Genomic DNA, 21,623 nt, shown 5'->3' on the forward strand with positions numbered 1-21,623 from the left:
CTCTCTTCCGTTTAAATTTCTATTTTAATTATAAAATAATTAGTAGGTTTAAACTACTATCTATCTTAAATAAAACTAAAAGAACTTATTAAATAATAGGTTCTCGTAGGCTTATTAAGGTATTTTGGTTTTTTAATGGAATTGTAAAAGTAATTTCTTGTTCTGATTGAACAATAAAATTAATTCATCCTAATCCCGAAATAGAAATATCAAATTCTTTGCCAATGTCACTTTTACTAAATTTAAAATGGTAATTTTGTCCTTCATCAGTCATGATTGGTGTAACTAGTAACGCTTGATTTTTTCTATAGTAGTTCTCAGCATTTTCTTGCTTTGTACGGTGTAAAGCAATTGCTTTGTTTACATAAACATGAAAATTTTGCTTAGTATCAGTTTGACTGGTAAAAGTAAATCATGCTAATCCTGAAAAGAAGATTGTTTGTTGAGAGTTTAACTGAAAAGTATATTGACGAAGTTCTTTTTTAAAATAACAGTATTGTCAATCTGCTCGCTTCATAATATGCGCAATTGATGTATTACGAGCAATTCCGGGAGTGTCAATAATTTTAACAGCTGATGAAAGTTTAATTTCAATTAGTTCTAAAGTAGTATTGAAATATTTAGATTCCAAAATCTTAGGAACTAAATTATTTGCTTTCATTAAGGCATTAATTAATGATGACTTTCCTACGTTTGATGCTCCAATAAAATATTGATTTTGTGGGGATTTTAAAACTAGATTTAAAAATGGAGTGATTAGTTTTTGACTATCACTTGCAGTTAAGATAATTTTAGCATTAGCCAATTTTGAAGTAGCAAAAATTTTAGTAACATATTTTCTAATCTTAGATAGTTTGACTGATTTAGGAATTAAGTCGATTTTATTAATTACAATGACAACCTCTTTATTAGCAATTAGTCTTTCAATTTCTAACATTCTTGTTCCTTCTAAATCAAAGATATCTAAAATGTAATAAAAAATTGGTTTAGGATCATTATGAAGAATATTTTTGATGTTTGTAATAAAAGTTTCTTGATCAAGATCTTGCTCAATTAAATCATTATAGTTTTTAATTCGAAAACATCTTAAACAGTAATCGTTTTCTAATTTGTTAGCAAATCCTGGTTTAGTTGCAATAGTTGTTTGTAAACCAATTCCACATCCAATACATTTTTTCATAAGTTATTATTCCTTCGTTTCTACTTTTTTAAATACTTGTTTTCTGAGTCATCATAAAACATAAACACATATAAAAAATCGATTAAATATAAAAGTTTTAAAACATCATTATAACAATGAGTCTTAGCTTTTTTAACGTCTTTGTTTCATTTTAAATAATCCTTAAAATTTGAATCCTTATAAGAAAAGAATCGTAAGGCACTGACACATAAATTATAAATATCTTCATCTTCTTCAAACTGATTGTTCGGATAAATTGTTTGCATATAATCAAAAAACTTTTTCAAACTTGGCAGGGCCAATGTATTTTCACCCTTTTTCCCAGGTTTTAGATTTTTTGGTTCGTAAAACTGCTGACCGTCTTTATCAAAATTTGAAAATGACATATTTTGACTTAAGACGTTGTAAATATCAAAAGCATTGACATCGTATTCTTTGGTTTTATGGTTCATAATAAATAAATCGCTGCGCTTATTATTTAGTAAAACTTTATTTTTATTAATTCATGCTTTCAAAATTCGAGCGTCGTTTTCTTTACCAGCAAAAACTAAAGTTTTGATATTCTTATTGATACACATGTTAATAAAACTTTTAACAGTTGAGTCATATTGGGCCTCAAAACTGTACTCAGGGTCTTTAAAATTTCGTTTAATAGTCATTGACTTAATCGCTTTTGAGTTTTGACGATTATGAATCTCTTTAAAATTTTGAGCAAATGAATATTGTAGAACATATACTAAGTCTTTTTGGTCTTCGTCATAAAGACGGGGAAAATTGTTTTCATTATAGTCATAAGATTCATGAGAACGATTAAAAAATTCTGTATCCATTACAATTGCTGGAAACTGAATTTCACTCATTCTTGCTTTCATTTCTTCTTTATCGACATAAAAAAATTGATATTCATTTATGTAATATCGTTCCTCTTGTTTTTTAATTGCCTTATACTTCATTAATCATCCCGACTTTTCTTTATATATATAGTATCAAAATAAGGTTTTATTTATTTAAATATATTCAATTGATATAATATAATTATATAAATGCAAACGGTATAGTAGGTCAAAACCGTTAGAAAAGGAATTTTTATGAATCTTAAAGAGTTTATTAATAAGCAAATAATTGAAATAACTGCTGGGAAGTTATTTGAGAAAGGTCTAGCAATTAAGCGTGACTTTGCAAATGCGGCTTTAACAAATACTAATCCGATGTTATCTTCATTTATTCCTAGTGAAACTGATATTGATTTATTCTTGGGAGAAATCAATAGTGATCTTGGAGTAATTCGTAATACTGATGAACTATTAGCTTATTTAAAAGCTAATAGTGTTGATTCATCAAAGTTATTTTCTGATGGTGCTAATTTCTTAGCTGGTCTAATGAGCCAAGGGGCTGGAGTTAACGGAATGACAAAATCAATCTTAAAACTTCAATTTGGTTCAGAGTTTAAAATTCAAGCTCAACAAATTGAAAAAATTCAATCAATCATTCCTAAATTAGGAGATGATGAAAGTTTAGCAACTCTTGATTTAGAAGACGTTGATTATTTATTAAACAATCTTTTAGCTGACGACTTAGAACAGTTACGAATTTTTTTGACAAGTAACCCCAATGATGCTGAAAAAATTTCTCCAAATTTTGCATCACTACAAACAAGTAAAAGTTGAGCTACTAAAATGCATGCTGCTGAAACAATTAAAGAATATTTTACAGAGTTTAAAGAACCCAACTTTTTAGGTGATTTAGGAGATCTAAGTGGTGGTATAGACTCATTAAAAGATTCTAATTTTAAACATGATGTTGAAAAATATGTTGCAATTACAAATACAGTTAATAGTTTATTAATCTTAGTCTCAATGTGTAAAAAAATATTTGAAGAACTTGAAAAAGCTGCTAATTAATTAGCAGCTTTTTATATTAAGAATAGTATCTATGTAACTTAAACCTTTCTCAGTAATAACTCGCCCTCTTAAGGTCCGTAAAACAAGTTGAGTTCTAATTAACAAAGGTTCAATATTTTGGACAATTGTAGACACCGGAATATCTAAAACTTGTGCTAAGGATTCAACACCTAAACTTTTATGTTGCTGTAAAGCTTTTAGATATTCAACATCTTTATTTGTTAAGCCATAAGGAAAAAGTCCCATTTGCTTAAAGATATCTTTTAAATTGACAATATCGGTACAATCAATATGTTTAGTTACTATGTAGTCTTTTATACGATTAACTAAGTTAATGGCAATTCTTGGTGTACTTCGACAATAAGTCGCAATGAATTCGCAACTATCAATACTCAACTGTAAATCAATGCGCCTAGCAGCGTTTTTAATAATTTGAGACAATTCAGACAATGAGTAATCCATGATTTGAAAGTGAATAGGAAACCGGTTGATCAATGGATATGATAACTTGTAGATTTCAGTTGTGGCACAAATAATTGTAAATTCGGGTAAAGCGACATTAATGATTTTAGAGTTGTAATCTTTACCAATAACTAAATTCAGCTTATTGTCTTCTAAAACAGGATATAAAATTTCTAAAACTTCTTTAGATATTGCATGAACTTCATCAATAAATAAAATATCTTTTGGTTTCAGAGCAGTTAAGACAGCAATTAGATCACTGGGTTTTTGAATACTTGGACCATTTAAAATATGAAGTTTTGACTTCATTACTTTGGAAATCAGGAACGCCAGAGATGTTTTTCCCATTCCACTTGATCCGTGTATTAGCAAATGATCTAAAGCTTTATTTTGTTGTTTTGCTGATTCAACATATATTTTTAAATTTGAAATGATTTGCGTTTGTCCTAAAAATTCGTTCCAAGTTTGAGGTCTAAAGTTATTGTTGGCCAATAGTTAAGACTGCCTTTTCTACCATTTTATCAAGCGCTAGAGAATCATCTAACTGTCGCAAAACATGATAAATTTCTTTTGTTCTAAATCCCAACTTTTGTAATGAAACTAATAACTTCTCCTTTTTATTAGTCAATTTAAAGTTAAAGTATTCTTTTTGTAAGGTTTCAATAATTAACTTTGCTGTAAAATTACCGATTCCTTTAATTAATAAAATTTGATCAATGTCGCCTGTTTGAATAATCTCTAAAAATTCTAGATATTCATATGATTCTAAAAGTAGTAATGCTGTTTTGTAGCCAACAGTTTTTATCTTTAACAAATTTTTAAACAAATCACGGATTTCATAATTTAGAAAGCCAAAATCTAACTCTTCAAATTCGGTTTTATATGTTGCAATATACAATTTAACTTCAGTATTGATACTTAAGAATAGATGATCTTTTTCTAAAATAATAAAAGTTTCACCATATGAATTAATATCAATATCAACATGATTTTCTCTAAGATTTTTGACTGCTCCAACGATATAATTTTTCATAACACCTCCCAATAAGTATTAGAAAAAAATAAAAAAACGAACCGTTTATTATCGGTTCGTTTAATAATTGTGAATCTTAGTAAAAATTATTTAAATTTACGGTTTTGCTTTTGTTTGTAAATTCGTTTTTCTTTTTTACTTAAGTGGTATTCACGTTTTCTTGCTTCAGCTTTATTAACTGATGCTACCTTTTGAAAACGTTTTAACGCTTTTTCAATTGGTTCTCCTTCGTGTACGATAACACTTGCCATATGTATTCAACTCCAATTCCTTATAATGATACCTTAATTTGAGGTAAATTTGCAATTTTTTTTGCAAGAAATCTATATTTTTTTCTAATTCTTAGAATATAGGTCTGTTAAAATTCTTGATTTTAATTATCTTCAAAAAGATTATTGTAGATCCCCATTGTTTCTTCTTCAATTTCATCTTCTAAAATAGTGTTGTCTTCTAAGGCAATTGTCCCATATTTATTTTCAAAGTTTGCCAAAAATTCAATAGCTTCTTGAGTATTTGCTTCAGTAATATCTTCAAATTTTATTAAAGTATCATCGTTATCAGCAACTAAAGTATTTAAGATATCTTCGTCATTTAAGGCTTCAATAATAGTTCTTGTAAGTTCTTGTTCATTGTCGTAATTATCAAGATAGTCGTTTAAAGTTTCTTCAATGTTATCATCTTCATCTTTAAAAACATCGTTGATTGTTTTAGCAATTTCAGCTGGAGTCACACGACTTAAATTCTCGTTACTTGATAGGACATAATCAGTGCTACTAATTGTCGTAGTTGTATAATGTTTTTGATTAAAAGTTTTTAATTCATCGACTTCTTCAAAATTAATTGATTCTAAATCTAAATCTTCAATACCCATTGTACGAGTATCTTCATTTTCAGTAAATACTAAGTCTTCATCTAAAGTATGAGTACTGTTATCATAAGTTTGATCAAAATCTTCTCCAAATGTTGAATTTAAGACTTCATCTAAAGTTAAATGATTATCTTCATCGTCAATTCCATAGCTATGGTTAATGGTAATTTCATCTAAAATTGCTTCTAATTTAGATTCAGTCATTGAAGGTCGAGTGTTATCAATATTTTTGACAGCTTGGTTATAAATTTCTTTGCGAGCAGTAAAATCCAAAGTTTTTTCATAATCTACTTCTTCAGGAGAAAGTTTGATATATTCAACAGTCTTATCAGCTTGAACTACAAATGTTTCGTCTTTTTCTTCACTTTTAGTAACTTCAAATTCCAAAATATCTGTAGGTTTTTCTGTAGTTTCAAGTTCACGTGCTTGTTGTTCTTCACGTTCACGTTGTTGGCGAGCCAATGCTGCATAGCGATCAATTCGTTGTTGTTCACGACGACGTTCTTCAATTTGAAGGCGTTGTTTTTCAAAATCAGGACGACCACGTTGAACACGAGCAGTTTCACGTTCTTTTTGACGTTCTAACATTTCCAGACGTTCAACAAAGTTCTCAAAAGCATCTTTTAAACTTTTATTATTATCGTGCAATCATATTAAATACATTACAAATTTTTTGGCTTCTAAAAGAGTTGCATCATCAAAGTGATAAAACTCCTTAGCCATAATTGACATTACCGAATCGGCATCCAAATTAAGATTAACTACATAATCTTGAATTTTATTCAGCATTTTAGTGTCCATATGCTCTCTGATCTTTATTTTCATAACAACCTCTTCCGTATTTTGTAAATATTATAACCTATTCAAAAATAACAATTTTCAAAAACCCATAAAAAAAGTGCTAAAAGCACCTTTTTTTGTTAAATTTTAAGCAAAAGTCTTATTTAATTGCATCTCTAGCTTTAGCAATTGTTGTTGATAAAGTAGCACATGATTGGTTAAATAAATCTTGTTCTGCAGTTGTTAAATCTCATTCAATAATTGATTCTCAACCATTTTGACCAATAATTGCGGGAACACCTGTATATAAATCTTTATTTCCGTATTCTCCGTTTAATTTAGCTCCAACCATTAAAGTAGTACGTTCATTTCTTAAAACAGCTTTAACAATTTTTGTTAAACATACTCCAATTCCGTAGAATGTTGCACGTTTTAATTCAATAATTTTGTAAGCCATATGAACAGCTTCATCTCTAATTTGGTCTAATTCAGCTTGAGTAATTTTTCCTTCAGCAATATATTTGCTAATTGGTTGCCCCATAACTGAAGCATGTGATCAAACAGCAACTGATGAATCTCCGTGTTCTCCAGCTAAGAAAGTATCAACTGCTTCGGCACTAACATTTAATTTTTCAGCTACTAATCTTCTTAAACGAGCAGAATCTAAAGTAGTTCCTGATCCAATAACTTTATGTTGATCAAATCCAGTCACTTCTTGGTAAACTAATGTTAAAACGTCAACTGGGTTTGAAGCAATTACAGTAATTCCTTGGAATCCTGATTTTTTAACTTCTTCAGCAATTGATTTCATAATTACTGCATTTCCAGCAACCATTTCTAAACGAGTTTCTCCTTCTTTTTGAGGACGACCAGCTGTAATTACGATTACATCAGCATCTCCACAATCTGAATAATCTCCAGCTTTAATTGAAGTAAAAGGTACTGGTAAAACTGCCATAGTATCTGCTAAATCAAGCGCATTCCCTTGTGCTGCTTGAGGAAAAGCGTCGATTAACACGTAATCTGAAGCAATTCCTTGGTTAATTGCTGAATACATAAATGATGTTCCAACAGCTCCGGCTCCAATCAAAACAACTTTGTTTGATGTTTTTTTCATATTTTTCTCTCCTTAAATATAATTTCCTTTTAATTATAACACTTTGACTTTTTATCGTTTAAATATTTTACAAGTTAGTTTGTAGACTTTTGTTGTAAGTTTTGCAATCTTAATTGGGCTAATTTTAAATTAACTTTTTCATGATTGATTCAGTACAATAATCCAGCCATACTAATTCCCCCAAGGTAGTTTCCTAAAATTGCTGGAATAATATTTAATCCAAAAAATAGTCATGCTAGTTGAGCGCCAACTTTAATACTTTCAGCCTGTTGAAATGAGTTAAGAACAGTAACTTCAATTTCTCATCAATTAGCTACTAAAAGTCAGATCATTAAAAACAAGTTAGCCACACAGTGTTGTAATCCTGAAATCACAAACATAAAAATAATGACACTTAATAAAATAATTAAAGCCAATTTATCTTTAACCGATCTTGATATTGGCACACTTTGTTGGACTAAAAAGTTACACAAAATTGCTGAAAAAAAACAATAAATAAATGTTTTAAAAGTAGTTGATGAATCCAGTTTATCAATTTGTTTTCCCAAAAGTTCTAATAACTGAGTTCCAGTTCCATCTAACTTGTTTAAAGAAAATTCAAAAATAAATTGAGTTAATTCTGGGTCTCGCATTGCTCCTGCAGAAAATCATAAGAGCATAAAAATAAATTGCCCAATAAAGTTTCCTAAGTAAACTCCACCAAGTCCCATTAAGTATGGTTTAAAACCAAGATTTCGTTTCAACATTGGAATAGTTGAAAACATGTAAGCAGTTAAAAATCCTCCTCCAATAAAAACAATAAAGATAATTGCTGAAGGAAAAATTGCTGCAAAAATAATTCTTCTAACTGAGGCATTTGGTACTAAGTACGCTGCATAAAAACAACCAATATAGGCTAAAGCTACAAAAATTCCTGCAGCAATACCTAGTAAAAAATGTTTAAGAAGTTTTTGATTTAACATGTCAATCGCCGCGACAAAACCATCAACAACTCCTTGTTGAGCCATCCCCATTGGCTTATCTAATACCGAATAATCTAATTTTGATAAACGTTCTAATTCATTAACGTTTGAGTCATTTTTAAATAAAGGCATAAATATAATCTCCCTGTGAAGTTATACAAATTTCTTAATATAACCCCCAGTTATATTATTATCTTTTATTTTAAAAAAACCCTAAAATGAAAAATCTGATATTGAATACAAAAACGAATTTTTTAGGTTTTAAAAATTTTATATTTAAAATGAAATATTAAAATGCTTTTGCAAAAAAAAGTTAAGCAAGATTTACTTACTTAACAAATATTTTTAAAGTTCTCCGTAATGTTTTTCTAATTCATTTAAGACTTCAGAAATTCGCTCAAGGGCTTTTTTTGCAATTGCTTGCATTGTCATACCTGAATTATCCAATTCTCCATTTTTAATAGGTCTTAAAATTAGCAAAATTTCGTTTAGTCCATTAAGCTGATGATTTGGAAAAATAGCAGCGGCTCCCAAATATAAAGCTTCCTCTATCTTAGCATAGGCGTCAATACTATAGGTTTTAATTGTTTTTCAATCTGATGAAGGAGTATTTATCGCACTCATCAATAAGTTTTGAGCTTGATATATTTGTTCGACTGCTTGTTCTCCTTCAACAGCAATAGGGTTTTCAGTATAAGCATTTGGTATATATAAAAGAGGTTCTACTCCAGGTTCCCCTTCAAGCAATTGATAACCATGTTCAAGATAAATTGCAGTTTGAGCGTCAAATACTTTACGTTCAATAACTTCAATTGATTTAATTCCTTCAACTTTAATTTCGCTTAGCAGCTGGTTAATTGACTCAGTATTTTTACGTCTGTTGATTTTTTTATAACTTGGATGAGTTGTGATTGATACCAAAGTTACAAACTTATTTTCAAAAGTGGGTCCAGTAGACTCATCTTTAGAGACAATTGCATTATAAATAATAAAGCTGCTATCGCCTTCCAACTTATAATTTGGCTCGACATTAATTGTCACTAAAACATCAGTATCAGATAATTGTTTAGCAGATAAACTTCTAATTCCCACAATAGTAATATTCTCCAGATACTTGTTAACTTCTTCAACTGATTGTAGTTCTTTGATTTCACCAATTTCAGTTTGATTTTTAATTGACTCAACTTTAATTTCATTACCTTCAATAATTTCTGATGGGTCCTTGGCCAGATCTTCGGCCAAATCATTATTTAAAAATCCACAAGAAACGATTGTTGAACTTGCTGTTGTTGTCATGGTAACAGCTCCCAATATTGTTAATAATTTTTTCATATTTCTCCTTTTGTTATTTTTTAAACTAACAACAATTAAATACTGCTCATAGTATTTATTTTTTTTGCCCTCAATACAATACAAATAACTTCTAAGTCAATAGTTAATATCTTGTATTGAGGACAAGCATCTATTTAACAAAGAATAAAAGTATTTAGCGCTTTAACTAAATTTTGTTCAGATTATAGCTTCAGTTCCAGTCATATCAACTGGTTCTAACTATTTAAAGTTTCTACAAACAACAAGTAACATTGTTGGGACTATTGCTAATCCAATTTATACATTTTTTAAGAAATTTGGTTTCATTGAAGCAACTCAATTAGGGTTTGTATCCTGATCGAAATTATCATAAGATTCAACACTTTTTACATTTCAACTCGAAATATCTTGAATAAATTTTTTGGCATCTGTGAACATGTAACGCATATTAGTAACATTTGAAACATTCCAACTAGCAATATCTTGATTAAAAGATTCAGCGTATCAGAACATTGCATTCATATTAGTTACATTCGAAACATCTCAAGCTGAAAGATCTTGATTAAAATTTTCTGCTTCAAAAAACATAAATTTCATGTCAGTTATGTTTGAAACATCTCAACTAGAAATGTCGCTGTTAAAATTACTGGCGTATCCAAAAATTTCGTTCATACTTGTTACATTAGATGTATTTCAAGATGAAAGCTTTTGATCAAAACTGCTGGCACCGTTAAACATTTCGTCCATACTAGTTACCTTAGAAACATCCCAACTGTCAAGAGGTTGGTTAAATTTTTTGGCATTACTAAACATAGCATTCATATTAGCTACGTTTGAAACATCTCAACTAGAAAGATCTTGATTAAAAACTCGAGCCTGGTAAAACATAGAACGCATATTAGTTATATTTGAGACATCTCAACCTGAAATATCTTGATCAAAATCACCACAAGCTATAAACATGCCTTCTAAACTTGTAACTTCTTCTGGTAACTCCATAGGCATTTCTTTTACTCTTGTTGGCATTCTTGGCACTTGAATTTCACCTGCCTTATTTTTAAAAAAACCTATTTGCTTAATTGTCGTGGTATTAAGAGTTGCCAAATTTTGATCTTGAGTAGCGATTTCCTTACCACTAGCATCAACATAAACTGTTGCATTTCTGGGGAAGTTTTGTTTGATAGCTTTCTCGATAACAAAAGAGTTTGCTCCAGTTAAATAATGCGTATTCTCGTTAATTAAAATTCTAACACTGACATCAACATAATTATTAAGAGACAATCGACCAATTAGAGAGAGCACTCCTGGAATTTTAACTTCTGCGAGTTTTTCATTAACAGCAGCTAAATTATTTAGTTGATAGATATCTTTAGTTTTAACAATATCTTCAATATCTGTAGTTTTAATTTCAGTTTTAACAATAGTTCCCTTTGCATAGAATTTTAAGATCAACGAAGCAGGGGTTTTATAACCTTCTTCAACACTAAAATTTATTTCAATATTTTCAAAATTAAATATTGAAACTTGTATGCTTTCAACCCCAATCGGTAATTCTGTAATATTTTTAATAGGCTCAATTGTTTCTTCAATCGTTTCGTATTTACCAATTGTTTCAATTTCGGCTTTAATTTTAAAGTCTAAAATATCAATATCCAAACCGTTATTTTGATTTCCACAAGCAATAACTGAAGTTGTTGTCGTTGTTGTTAAGCCAATTGCTCCTAGTAACATTAATAATTTTTTCATAGAAATTTTTCTCCTTGCTTATTGATTTTTAGGCAAAAAATTGAACAATTTTTTTAGATTGAGATACTGTGTAAATTTTATTGTGAGCTTTATAAATTTTATTAAACTCAAGATAAGCGTCAAAACTAACGAACTTTGTAAGACTTTCAGCTGTCGGATTGCCAAGATCATCGGATACTCAAACAGTATTTTTTGTACCTTCATTTGTAGTAAAGTAAACTTTATCATTATGTTCAATAATTGATTGAATTGGACCAATATTTAAACTAAATTTACTAATTCAAACTTGTTGTCTAAGAGATTCTACTTTTACAACATCACCATTTTTTAAACCGACATATAAAAATTCTGATCCAACAGTTAGTGAAGTAATACCATTGTCTTTGCTGATTGCAACTCCCAAGTCAATACTTTGGAAGTATTGACTATTACCAGCTTTAGCAATTCTTCCAAAATATCCATCATCAGATGCTAAGTAAAGATCATTTTTAAACACAATTTGTTTTACTCATTTTGGATTTCCATTAGGATAATTTCCCAATTCTAATTGCTCAAGCTTGAAGTTTTGTCCCTCGCGACCAAAAGTTTCAATATTACCATCTCGACGTATAAAATATACACCGCCCATATAAGAAAGAGGCACGATTATTTGATCAATCGCATTTGTATAGTTTCTATAAGCAGCTAATCGATAATCTCCCGAAGTTTGATTATTGGTATAAAAAATTGTGCTTTCAACATTATCTTTTGTAAGTTTTCCAGGACTTCTTGTAGTAATAATAATGTCATTTTCAAAAACCTGCATGTCGCTTATAGTTGGGACACCATTCTCAAACATATTTTGTGAGAGTAGTTTAGGGTCACTAGTAACTCCATTTAATGCATTGTCATAATCAAAACGATAAATGTTTCCTGTTTGAGCAATGAACGTCACAATACCTCCATCACCATTTGTAGCAAGCTTGACAACTACTTCTCAAGGATTGCTTACTTTTTCCAAATCGGCATAAACAGCGCCATGAACGTTATTTGTTGGACCAATAGCAATATAGGCTAAAAATTTTCTAAAGTCATTTACATTTTCATTAACCTTACGAATTTGTGATCCTCATATTCAAAAACCACCGTCATTTTGATACATGTCTCTAATTTCATAAAGTTCATATAAATCATTTTCAACTTTAAGATTTACTTCTGTAATTTCTTCATTTTTGTCAATTACATAAAGATGTTCTCTTTTGTTATAGTCAGCATCAGAGTTATATCGTCTTTTAGTGAAAAAAAGATTACTGCGTTGTTCAAAACTATCAACAACATCACCAGGAAGATTTTCAATTGGAGAAAATCCAGTAGGGGGTTTTTTACTTTCGGGATCAACTTCTCCTGCTTGAACTAAATCTCAATCTCCAGTATAAACTTTGGTGAAGTCATATTCATTTAGATATAACAGTCCATGTGTTGTTTGAGCTTTATTAGCAGGTTGACCTCCAATAACTCCTTCAGGAAAACTATTTACATCAATATAAACTGGATATGTTAAACCACGATCGTCATTAATTGATCACATTCCAATATAGTTAATTCCTGTTTCCTGAGCTCAGTTATAAACATCCTTAGCATCTTCAAGAGTAAATATACCTTTTTCAGTGTCATTAACTCCACTCATTGGAGTTGCTCCCATCATTGCATAAACATCAGCATCAGATATATTAGCATTGTAATGTTGGTTAATTGATTTTTGAATTTGGCGCATTGTGCTTTCCATAGCGGTAATTGCTAAATCAGCATTAGTTAAACCAGCTGCTGTTGCTTCTTCATAAATCTCATTACCATAGTCCATTAACATTGGATTAATTTTAGGAAGTTGACTAATGCCAACTCCAGCCTTTTGATATTCACTAATAAAAGTATCAACAACTTGATAACCTTTGTTAGGACCTTCAACTAACCCATCAGGTAAGACTGCTACAGTTAATGAAAAGTCTCATTCTTTATCTACCTTTACCATATTTGCTAAAGTACGTGCCAACAAACGATTATCAGGAAGATATTTGTCTTGTTGAGCATGTCCCTCAATATCAAAGTCGATAGCTTTAGTCATTCGTTCATTAACTAAGTCAGCTACTTCTTTTTGAAATTTTATTAAAGCATCAGCTAATAGCTGTTCAGCTTTTTGAGTATCTCCATTAGCTAATCTATTAGCAACAACTCATGGTAAATAAGTATCTGCTTCCATACAGGCATTATATCCCCCATAAGAAATTTTGGTATTTCTAAAAATACCTCTAGAAGATAATGGTTTTAAAATATCAGGAATTAGCTTTTTGTTCAAATATCATCAATAAGCCTCTCATTCAGCCGTTGAGCTTTTGTCGATTCCAGCAAAAGAAATATCTAACTTATCTTTCTGATTAGCATCTTGAGCTGCAAATGATAAAGTCATATGCCTTAACTCGGGATTTTGACGAAGAACTTCTTCAACTCGATCTCCTTGATATAAGGCAGCATCAATATAAGGTGAAAAGTAAGTTGATTCGTTAGCCTTTGCCTTTGTTATCTGGTTACTTTTTAAACGATTAGGATTGGCTTCATCTCAAGTCTCAAAATAACTTTTGCCTTTTCCTGGTGGATTTGAAAGCTTAACTTTTTCAGGGTAAACACTAACTTTGAAAGTAACTGGTTTAGCTTTATCATATTTGATAGTGACTGTATCTTGACCATATCCATTAGAAGGTTCTCAAGTTAATCTAACCATGTCTCCAATTACTTTAGCTGAAGTCACAGCATTTTTTTGAGGATAAACATTAGTACCATATGATGGTGGTTCTGTAGTAACTTCTATTTTGCCAAAATAGTCAGCAGGTTTAATAATATTAACTCCCACATTAACACTTCCAGCTCCTGAATCATCAATAATAATTTTTTGATCTTTAATTGGTTGAATGACTGGAACGTTAACAACTGAAGAAGTAACATTAAATTCAATTGCTTTTGCTTGAGAAGAATTTACCTTGATTGTGGCATTTCCACTTTTTAAACTTTTAAGTACTAAATGATTTTTCTTAGTCTCGCTAAGACTTGCACTAACAATATTTTGATCACTTGATGTAACTGAAATATCATGTTGATAAGGTTCATTATCAGCTGAAACAATCGCGATTGTACTTTCTTGAGATACCCCTAGTTTTTGATTAGCAATTAAAGCAAATTGTTGACTAGCCATAGGATCTTTTAGTTTAATGGCATCAATTATTTCAAAAGTATTGGGTCCGTCTAATTCATAATATTTTCTTAAGGTAATTGTTATCGTTACATCAGTTTTTGAATTAGGATTAAAAGTCGCTATAAGACTTCTAACTCCTTCAATACTATCTTTGATTTCTGCCAAAGTTTTATTAAGGTGAGGTAAATCTCTTAAACCCTTAAGCGCCACAATATCAGGATGATTTTGAATATCAGTGGCTTTAATAATGACAGTTTCTGGTGGTAATGTTGGTTCTTTTTCTGCAATTGCTCCATAAATAATAAACGTATCTTCACCAATTAGCTCATAGTTTTTTTCTAAAACAATAGTTACTAAAACGTCAGTACTGTTAATCAATGATGAGGTTAAACTTTTAACCCCATCAATTTGCACTTTTTTTAATTCTTTTTTAACTTCAGTAAACGAAGCTAATTCGCTAATACTTGTTATTTGAGTATTTGATTGAATTTCTTCTAAAGTAATTGTTATTTTTTCGTTATTTTCTTCGGCAGTTTTACTGCAAGCGATTAGAGCAAAACTAGTTGCCACTGACATTGATGTTGCTCCTAAAAGTGCTAATAATTTTTTCATAATTAAGTCCTCTTCTTACCTTCTGTGATTTAGTGACAATTATTTTAAAGCAACTCAGTCTCCAGTGTAAGCTTTAGTAAAGTCATACTCGTTTAAGTATAAAAGACCATGAGTTGTTTGAGATTTGTTTCCAGCTTGACCTCCAAGAACTCCTTCAGGATAACTGTCTGGGTCAATATAAACTGCAGAACTAAGTCCACGATCATCATTAATTGATCACATTGAAATATAAGAAATTCCCACTTTATGTCCTCAATTATAAATTTCTTTAGCATCTTCTAAGGTAAAGACTCCAACTTCAGTATCGTTAACTCCGCTCATTGGAGTTACTCCCATCATTTGGTAAGCATCTTTATCTGATAACTCTACTCCATAATGTTTCTTAATTGAATTAACCATTTGCACTTTTGTTGATTCCATTGCTGCAATTGCTAAATCAGCATTAGTTAAACCATCATCAATTGCTTCTTGATAAATATGATTTCCATAATCCATTACCATTGGGTTAATTGTTGGTAAGTTTTTAATATCAACACCAGCTTTTTTGTATTCTTCAATAAAAGCATCTACTACTTGATAACCTTTGTCAGGTCCTTCAACTAGTCCTTCAGGTAAAACAGCTACAGTTAATGAAAAGTCTCATTCTTTATCTTTTTTAACCATTCCTGCTAGTGTTCTCGCTAATAAACGAGTATCTTCGTTATACTCATCACCTTGAGCATGTCCTTCAATATCAAAGTCAATGGCTTTAGTCATTGGTTGTTTAACTAAATCGGCAATTTCTTTTTGGAACCCTATTAAGGCTGTTTCTAACATGTTTTGAGCTGCCTGAGCATTATTTTTTGCTAACTTATTAGCAATAACTCATGGTAAATAAGTTTCTGCTTCCATACAGGCATTGTAACCTCCATATGAAACTTTGGTATTTTTGAAAAATCCAGCATCAACTAATGGTTGTAAAATATCGGGAACTAATTTTCTATTTAGATATCATCAATATGCTTCTCATTCAGCATTGGTACTTTTGTCAATTCCAGCAAATGAAATATCTAGTTTGTCTTTTTGATTAGCATCTTGAGCTGCAAAAGCTAAAGTTAAATGATCAAAGTTTTTATTTTGTTGAATTATTTCTTTAACTTGATCTCCTTGATATAAGGCAGCATCAATATAAGGTGAAAAATAAGTATTAGGATTTTTGGCTACTTGCGGAATAACATCATTTTTCTCACGATTAGGATTAGCTTCTTTTCAATCTCAATAAGCACTTTTTCCTTTGCCAGGAGGATTTGCAATTGGTTGATTACGGTTAAGTACACTTGCTTTAAAAGTAACTGGTTTTGCTTGCCCAAAGCTAACTGTTACTTTATCTTGACCTAAACCACTAGCTTGATTTCAATGGAGAGTTACTTGGTCTCCACTGATCTCAGCAGTAGTTACGGCATCTTTTTGAGGATATACATTTTCCCCATATTTTGGGGGTTCAGATTTAATTTCCAAAGTACTTTTATCATTAGCTGGTTTAGTAATGTTTAAAGTAAATGTCACTGATTGATTTCCCTTATCATCGGCAAAGATTTTTTGATCTTTGATTGGTTGAATAATTGGAATCGCTACTTTTAAAACCTCAACATTAAACTCAATTTTGTTTTGTTCTGATGTTGCTACAGTAATTGTTGCTTTTCCAACAGCTAGTCCCACTAAAGAGATCTCAGCATTATTTGCCGAACTAGTTTTAACACTTACAATCTCACTTGCACTTGATGATACTGTTAAATCGCCTAAAAGAGGATTTCCGCTAGTTGTTTGAATTAAAATTGTTTGTTGTTGATCTACACCAATTGTTAGATCAGAAATGGCTGCCAAAATATCACTGTTATCACTTGTTTGGGATTTACAGGCGATAACTGTTGTTGCTGCCCCCGTAGTAATTCCAATTGCTGCTAAAATTGATAATAATTTTCTCATAATCATTCTCTCCTTTTCAACGCGTATTTAAGTGTCTTAAATAGTGAAAAAAATTTCTTAATATATTCAGTTTTTGATCTTTATGGCACTAACGCTCAACTATTAATCTAACAAAAAAAAAAAAAAACAAGAGTTTGTCCCATTTCGGGACAAAATCTCCTGTTTTAATGTTTTTTAACAATTTTAAAGCATTTTTGTAATTTATATTTTACCAAATATAAACTTATAATGTGTATTTATCTTTGACATTTTTATAAAAACTTATTGCTGATCACCTATAATGAATAGCATAATTTAAATGTAGCTGATTGAAAAATTCAAGTCAAGGAAATATCGACTAGTTCATAAATATTAAAGTACCACTTTTTTTATAAGAAAATATATCAACATTAAATGTCATTAAGTTTAAATAATATTACTTTTTATTTTATAATTCTGCTTTTATTACCACTTGTTTTTTTATAAGTTGGCAATACTTTACTCGTTGAAGATGATACTTTATTATTTGATGTAATAATCTTATTGTTATTACTTTTTTGAATATTATCGAAAGTCAAAGGTGTTTCTGAAGACTTAACTGAAATTTCAGGTGAAATGAAATCATTATTAAAATTAGACACAGAGAAATTCTTTGCACGGTCTCTTTCCAACGCTGAACTCACCATCTTTTTTAATTCAATCATTTTTCTGGGACCTCTATTAGTTACTGAAGGTCTTATAGAATAAGCTCCTTTGCGATTATCTCTTATTGAGTTTTGAATTTCAGCTTTCAGCGATTCCAAAATTTCTTCATCATTTCAAATATGTTCTTCTCCTAATAACAAAATAACATTTTCCAATATTATTGCTTCTACTTTGGAATAGAAATATTCTTTTTCTTTGCTATCGCCAATTGCCGCAATAAAAATTATGAAAAGAATAAATATAATAACTCCTATAATCAATAATCAATATCATCCTTGCATATTTTACCTCTTTCTAATTTATGGTCTTTAAATATTCAGAAATTTCCATTTTTATAGAATCTATGAAACTTTCTTTTATTAATGAATTCTTATTTCACCACTGAGTAGACAAAATGCGTTTAAACCTTCAACCTCTATTTTCTAAAAAAATTTGACGTTCTACATCTCGTTGTCTTTGATATTCCGATGAGTGATATGATCACCCATCACACTCAATCGCTAATATGTACTTATTAAGTTCAGAATGATATATTGCTTGATCAATCTTAAATCCCGAACATTCTACTTGTGTTTTTAAAGATAATTCCGGAGGCAATATTTTAATTATTGCATCATATACTTCTTCTTCAAAGTGTGAATCAAATTCTATTTGATCAAAAGTATTTTTTATAACCTCTGTTTGATTTTTTAACAAAACTTGAACTTCATCGGAATACAATCCTGCTGGCTTCTGCAATTTCTCGCAGTACTCTAAAAATTGCTTAAAATGAACTGCTCCAACTGAGTTTGGACTTGGATTCATACGTTCAGAATTAATTGATTTTACAACATACATTTTTTCTTTTGCACGTGTTATTGCAACATTTAATCGTCGTTCTCCACCTTCAATATTAATTGGCCCGAAGTTATTTCGAAAATTTCCATTTTCGTCTTCAGCAAATCCAATTGAAAAAATAATTATATCTCTTTCATCACCTTGAACATTTTCTATATTTTTAATAAATAAACTTTCACCATGCTCTTTTAAATTATAAATATTATAAATATCTACGTTTTGACTTGCTAGTAATTCAACTTTATCTTCGATAAGCTTTTGTTGTTCAGAGTTAAAAGTAATTATTCCTATACTTTTTTGGCTATCCTTTTTAACAATTTTCTTTAGTAACTTGATTACCTCATCAGCCTCGACTAAATTTATTCGATTTATTCTTTGTCCATCAACGTTAATGACTTCAATAGGTTTTGATTCAAATGTTGGATCACTAATAACATTTAAATTTCCTTCATAATATTTGTGATTAGAGAACTGAATTAGCTCTTCAAATTTACTTCTATAATGAAAACTTAACATAAACTTACGGTATTTACCTTTTGCAAAATCAATTAAACTCGTTTGATTTGAAAAGTTTACAATGTCTTCTTCAAAATTGGAAACTTCATCATCAACATCGTTTTCAATATTAGTTCGAGATTGAAAAAAATTAGATGGCGATAACTGTTTATCATCTCCAGAAATTATATATTTTTCTGCTCGATACATTGCGGGTAAGCATTTTTCGGTAAAAATTTGAGATGCCTCATCAAATATACAATAATCGAATTCTCCTTTGTCAATCGGCAGCAACTTGTGATTTGCGATTGTTTCTGGTGATGCTAAAATAATTGGAAACATAGTTTCAATTATTGGATAATAATTTTTAAATCATGTAGTAAGACGAACATGATTTCTAACTGATTCAATGTTTCTTCCCATTCTATTAAATAGTGTTGCTACGCTTCTAACAGTATTAGTTTCAACATCATTATATTGACCATTTTTAACAATCTTAACAATATTATTAATATGTCGATTATAGATTCCATTTAAATCTGCTTCAGCTTTATTTTTAAACAATAGCTGCAATTTATAACTTCAATTAGAATTAATGAAAGTCAACTTTTCCTCATGCATTTTTTCAAAATGATTAATAAAAATTTCTTTAACTGTAAAACTACTTAAACTTAACTCGTTTTGAGTGAGAGTCTTAATTAAAGATAGTAACTTCATTACGTTCTCTATCTCATATTTATAAGCAAATGCAGCAATTTCTTGCTTAAGCTCTACAAATTCTTGTGTCTTAATATAATTTTTATATTTCTTTTTTTTGAAAAAAGAAATATTTGAACTTATATTATTGTAATTAATTTTATTAAATAAAAACTTTGACATACTTGCTTCTTGTTTTATAACAGATTTTCAAACATTACTATAAGAATAATCCAGGTCAAGAAGATTCTTCAAATTATTTAAATCAATTCAAAATTCATTTTTAACAATCATATCTAAATCTGATTTTATCTCAAAACTTAGTGTATTCTCTTTTCTTATACCATCAGTTCTTTTTACTTCATAAACATCTCTTAAGAAGCTCATATATCGATTGCCATCATTAGTGTTCATTAATACCTTATATTCTTTAATCTTATTAAAAATTTCAGTTATTTCATCATCATATTTATTAAAGTTAACATGTAATCGTTTATCGTCCTGTATCAATTTTTGAATTTTATAATATAAATTCGCAACTTTTTGATGCACATCTTTTGCTTTTTCATTGTTATGAAGCATAAGTGTAAATTCATTCAGTTTATTTAATTTATCGTATACTACTGTGGAAGCAACTTTTTTTTCTGTAATAAAAAGGCTTTTTTTCTCTTTATATATAATATTTGCAATTAAGTTAACAATTGTTTGTGACTTACCAGTTCCTGGAGGACCAAAAATAAAAGTAGACTCTTTCAGAGCATTTAAGACTGCATTTTTTTGAGAATAATCCAATACTGAAATAGTTTTAATATCTTTCTCTGTTGCTTCCTGAGCCTTTATTAAAGAATTGTATTCTTCCCCAGCAAGAGTCTCAAAAAAAGCAGTATCACTTTCAATTAGTTCATAAGCTGCCAAAATATTACTTGCAGCCAAATCAAATAATCCAATAGCCACAACTTTTACAGGATAAGCATATAAACCAACTTTTTTAAATTCTAAGAACTTTGCAACTTCATCAACTTTTGAAGATGAACTAATATCTTCGTAATCGTTATTAAAAATATCAGCTATGAAATTAGACTCATCAACTAGTTTAATTCCTGCAGCATTAAGTAATTTTGTAATTGTATCTCTTGTCAATTCTTCTGATTTAAAATCCTCAGAATTGTATTCATAAAAATCTCACTTAATTGAGTTCTTTTGAGCTAATAAATTCATTAGAGCATTATTAAAAATAACATCATTTTCAATTTTAAAAGTAAATTCTTTTAAGTTGTCCTTTTCGATTGTTACTTTTTGTAAAAATAATGGTGCTCTAAAATAATCTTTATCATTTTTTGAAATCATTCCCTCTATGAAATATTTGCCAATATAAAAACAATCTTGATTGCGCTCAGATATTAATAATTTATTTTTAGAGATGATTGTCTTCAGCTCTTTTGCGTAGCTATTTATTTTTATAAATTCTTTTGAATCTGGTTCAGCCTTTGTAATTCTGAAATCGATATTTATTAAATTTTCTCTTAAAGAATTCTTTAAACTTTTACCATTAAGAATCAATTCAAACTTTTGAAACTTAAATAGGTTAATTGTATTTGATCTCTTAATAAAGCTATTATAGTAAATGCTTCCTCTTCTATTGGTTGATAAGAGTCTTGTTTTAAATTCCTTGATTAATGCTTTGCTTTCCATACTTGTCCTTTTTTCTTTAAATATAAAATTATTATAGCAATAAAATTAATACAGCACTT

The 21,623-nt window shown here is 29.6% G+C and carries 15 protein-coding genes; 1 reads left to right on the forward strand and 14 read right to left on the reverse strand.

Translation table 4 applies throughout. The features are described 5' to 3' along the window. Window positions 1–88 precede the first annotated feature (88 nt). A complete protein-coding gene (gene yqeH, locus L872_RS0102305) occupies window positions 89–1,180 on the reverse strand; it encodes a ribosome biogenesis GTPase YqeH (RefSeq protein WP_027063262.1) in 1,092 nt (363 codons plus the stop codon). 20 nt (window positions 1,181–1,200) lie between these two features. Beyond that, window positions 1,201–2,133 (reverse strand): hypothetical protein, encoded by a 933-nt coding sequence (locus L872_RS0102310; protein ID WP_027063263.1) that lies wholly within the window; start codon window positions 2,131–2,133, stop codon window positions 1,201–1,203. A gap of 135 nt (window positions 2,134–2,268) precedes the next feature. Here L872_RS0102310 and L872_RS0102315 point away from each other — a divergent pair, with 135 nt between their 5' ends. After that, complete coding sequence (locus tag L872_RS0102315) at window positions 2,269–3,081, forward strand: hypothetical protein (RefSeq protein WP_027063264.1); 813 nt, start codon at window positions 2,269–2,271, stop codon at window positions 3,079–3,081. On the opposite strand, the gene ruvB is transcribed toward L872_RS0102315, so the two are convergent. From ruvB to L872_RS0102375, 12 genes are all read right to left on the reverse strand, one after another. Next, on the reverse strand, window positions 3,082–4,035 hold the full coding sequence (gene ruvB / locus L872_RS0102320; protein ID WP_027063265.1) for a Holliday junction branch migration DNA helicase RuvB: 954 nt from the start codon (window positions 4,033–4,035) through the stop codon (window positions 3,082–3,084). Next, a complete protein-coding gene (gene ruvA, locus L872_RS0102325) occupies window positions 4,022–4,576 on the reverse strand; it encodes a Holliday junction branch migration protein RuvA (protein ID WP_027063266.1) in 555 nt (184 codons plus the stop codon). Before ruvA ends, ruvB begins: the two co-directional genes overlap by 14 nt. A gap of 86 nt (window positions 4,577–4,662) precedes the next feature. Continuing rightward, window positions 4,663–4,827, reverse strand: coding sequence for a 30S ribosomal protein S21 (gene rpsU, locus L872_RS0102330; RefSeq protein WP_027048082.1), 165 nt, complete (start codon window positions 4,825–4,827; stop codon window positions 4,663–4,665). A 122-nt stretch (window positions 4,828–4,949) separates the two neighbouring features. Then, window positions 4,950–6,269, reverse strand: coding sequence for a hypothetical protein (locus L872_RS0102335; protein WP_027063267.1), 1,320 nt, complete (start codon window positions 6,267–6,269; stop codon window positions 4,950–4,952). Between the two features lie 115 nt (window positions 6,270–6,384). Beyond that, complete coding sequence (locus L872_RS0102340; RefSeq protein ID WP_027063268.1) at window positions 6,385–7,341, reverse strand: L-lactate dehydrogenase; 957 nt, start codon at window positions 7,339–7,341, stop codon at window positions 6,385–6,387. 74 nt (window positions 7,342–7,415) lie between these two features. Then, complete coding sequence (locus tag L872_RS0102345; RefSeq protein WP_027063269.1) at window positions 7,416–8,435, reverse strand: formate/nitrite transporter family protein; 1,020 nt, start codon at window positions 8,433–8,435, stop codon at window positions 7,416–7,418. Between the two features lie 213 nt (window positions 8,436–8,648). Further along, the gene (locus tag L872_RS0102350; RefSeq protein WP_027063270.1) at window positions 8,649–9,635 is read right to left on the reverse strand and encodes a lipoprotein; all 987 of its coding nucleotides are present in this window, start codon (window positions 9,633–9,635) and stop codon (window positions 8,649–8,651) included. A 276-nt stretch (window positions 9,636–9,911) separates the two neighbouring features. Then, window positions 9,912–11,360, reverse strand: coding sequence for a BspA family leucine-rich repeat surface protein (locus tag L872_RS05125; RefSeq protein WP_169729897.1), 1,449 nt, complete (start codon window positions 11,358–11,360; stop codon window positions 9,912–9,914). 28 nt (window positions 11,361–11,388) lie between these two features. Further along, complete coding sequence (locus tag L872_RS0102360) at window positions 11,389–15,195, reverse strand: lipoprotein (RefSeq protein ID WP_027063272.1); 3,807 nt, start codon at window positions 15,193–15,195, stop codon at window positions 11,389–11,391. Window positions 15,196–15,234: 39 nt separating this feature from the next. Beyond that, the gene (locus tag L872_RS0102365; RefSeq protein ID WP_027063273.1) at window positions 15,235–17,160 is read right to left on the reverse strand and encodes a lipoprotein; all 1,926 of its coding nucleotides are present in this window, start codon (window positions 17,158–17,160) and stop codon (window positions 15,235–15,237) included. A 422-nt stretch (window positions 17,161–17,582) separates the two neighbouring features. Continuing rightward, the gene (locus L872_RS0102370) at window positions 17,583–18,125 is read right to left on the reverse strand and encodes a hypothetical protein (RefSeq protein ID WP_027063274.1); all 543 of its coding nucleotides are present in this window, start codon (window positions 18,123–18,125) and stop codon (window positions 17,583–17,585) included. A gap of 13 nt (window positions 18,126–18,138) precedes the next feature. After that, window positions 18,139–21,564: an AAA domain-containing protein gene (locus tag L872_RS0102375; RefSeq protein WP_027063275.1), complete on the reverse strand. Its 3,426-nt coding sequence runs from the start codon at window positions 21,562–21,564 to the stop codon at window positions 18,139–18,141. Window positions 21,565–21,623 lie beyond the last annotated feature (59 nt).

The organism is Mesoplasma seiffertii ATCC 49495 (assembly GCF_000518725.1).
In the GTDB taxonomy this organism is placed as follows: domain Bacteria; phylum Bacillota_I; class Bacilli_A; order Mycoplasmatales; family Mycoplasmataceae; genus Tullyiplasma; species Tullyiplasma seiffertii.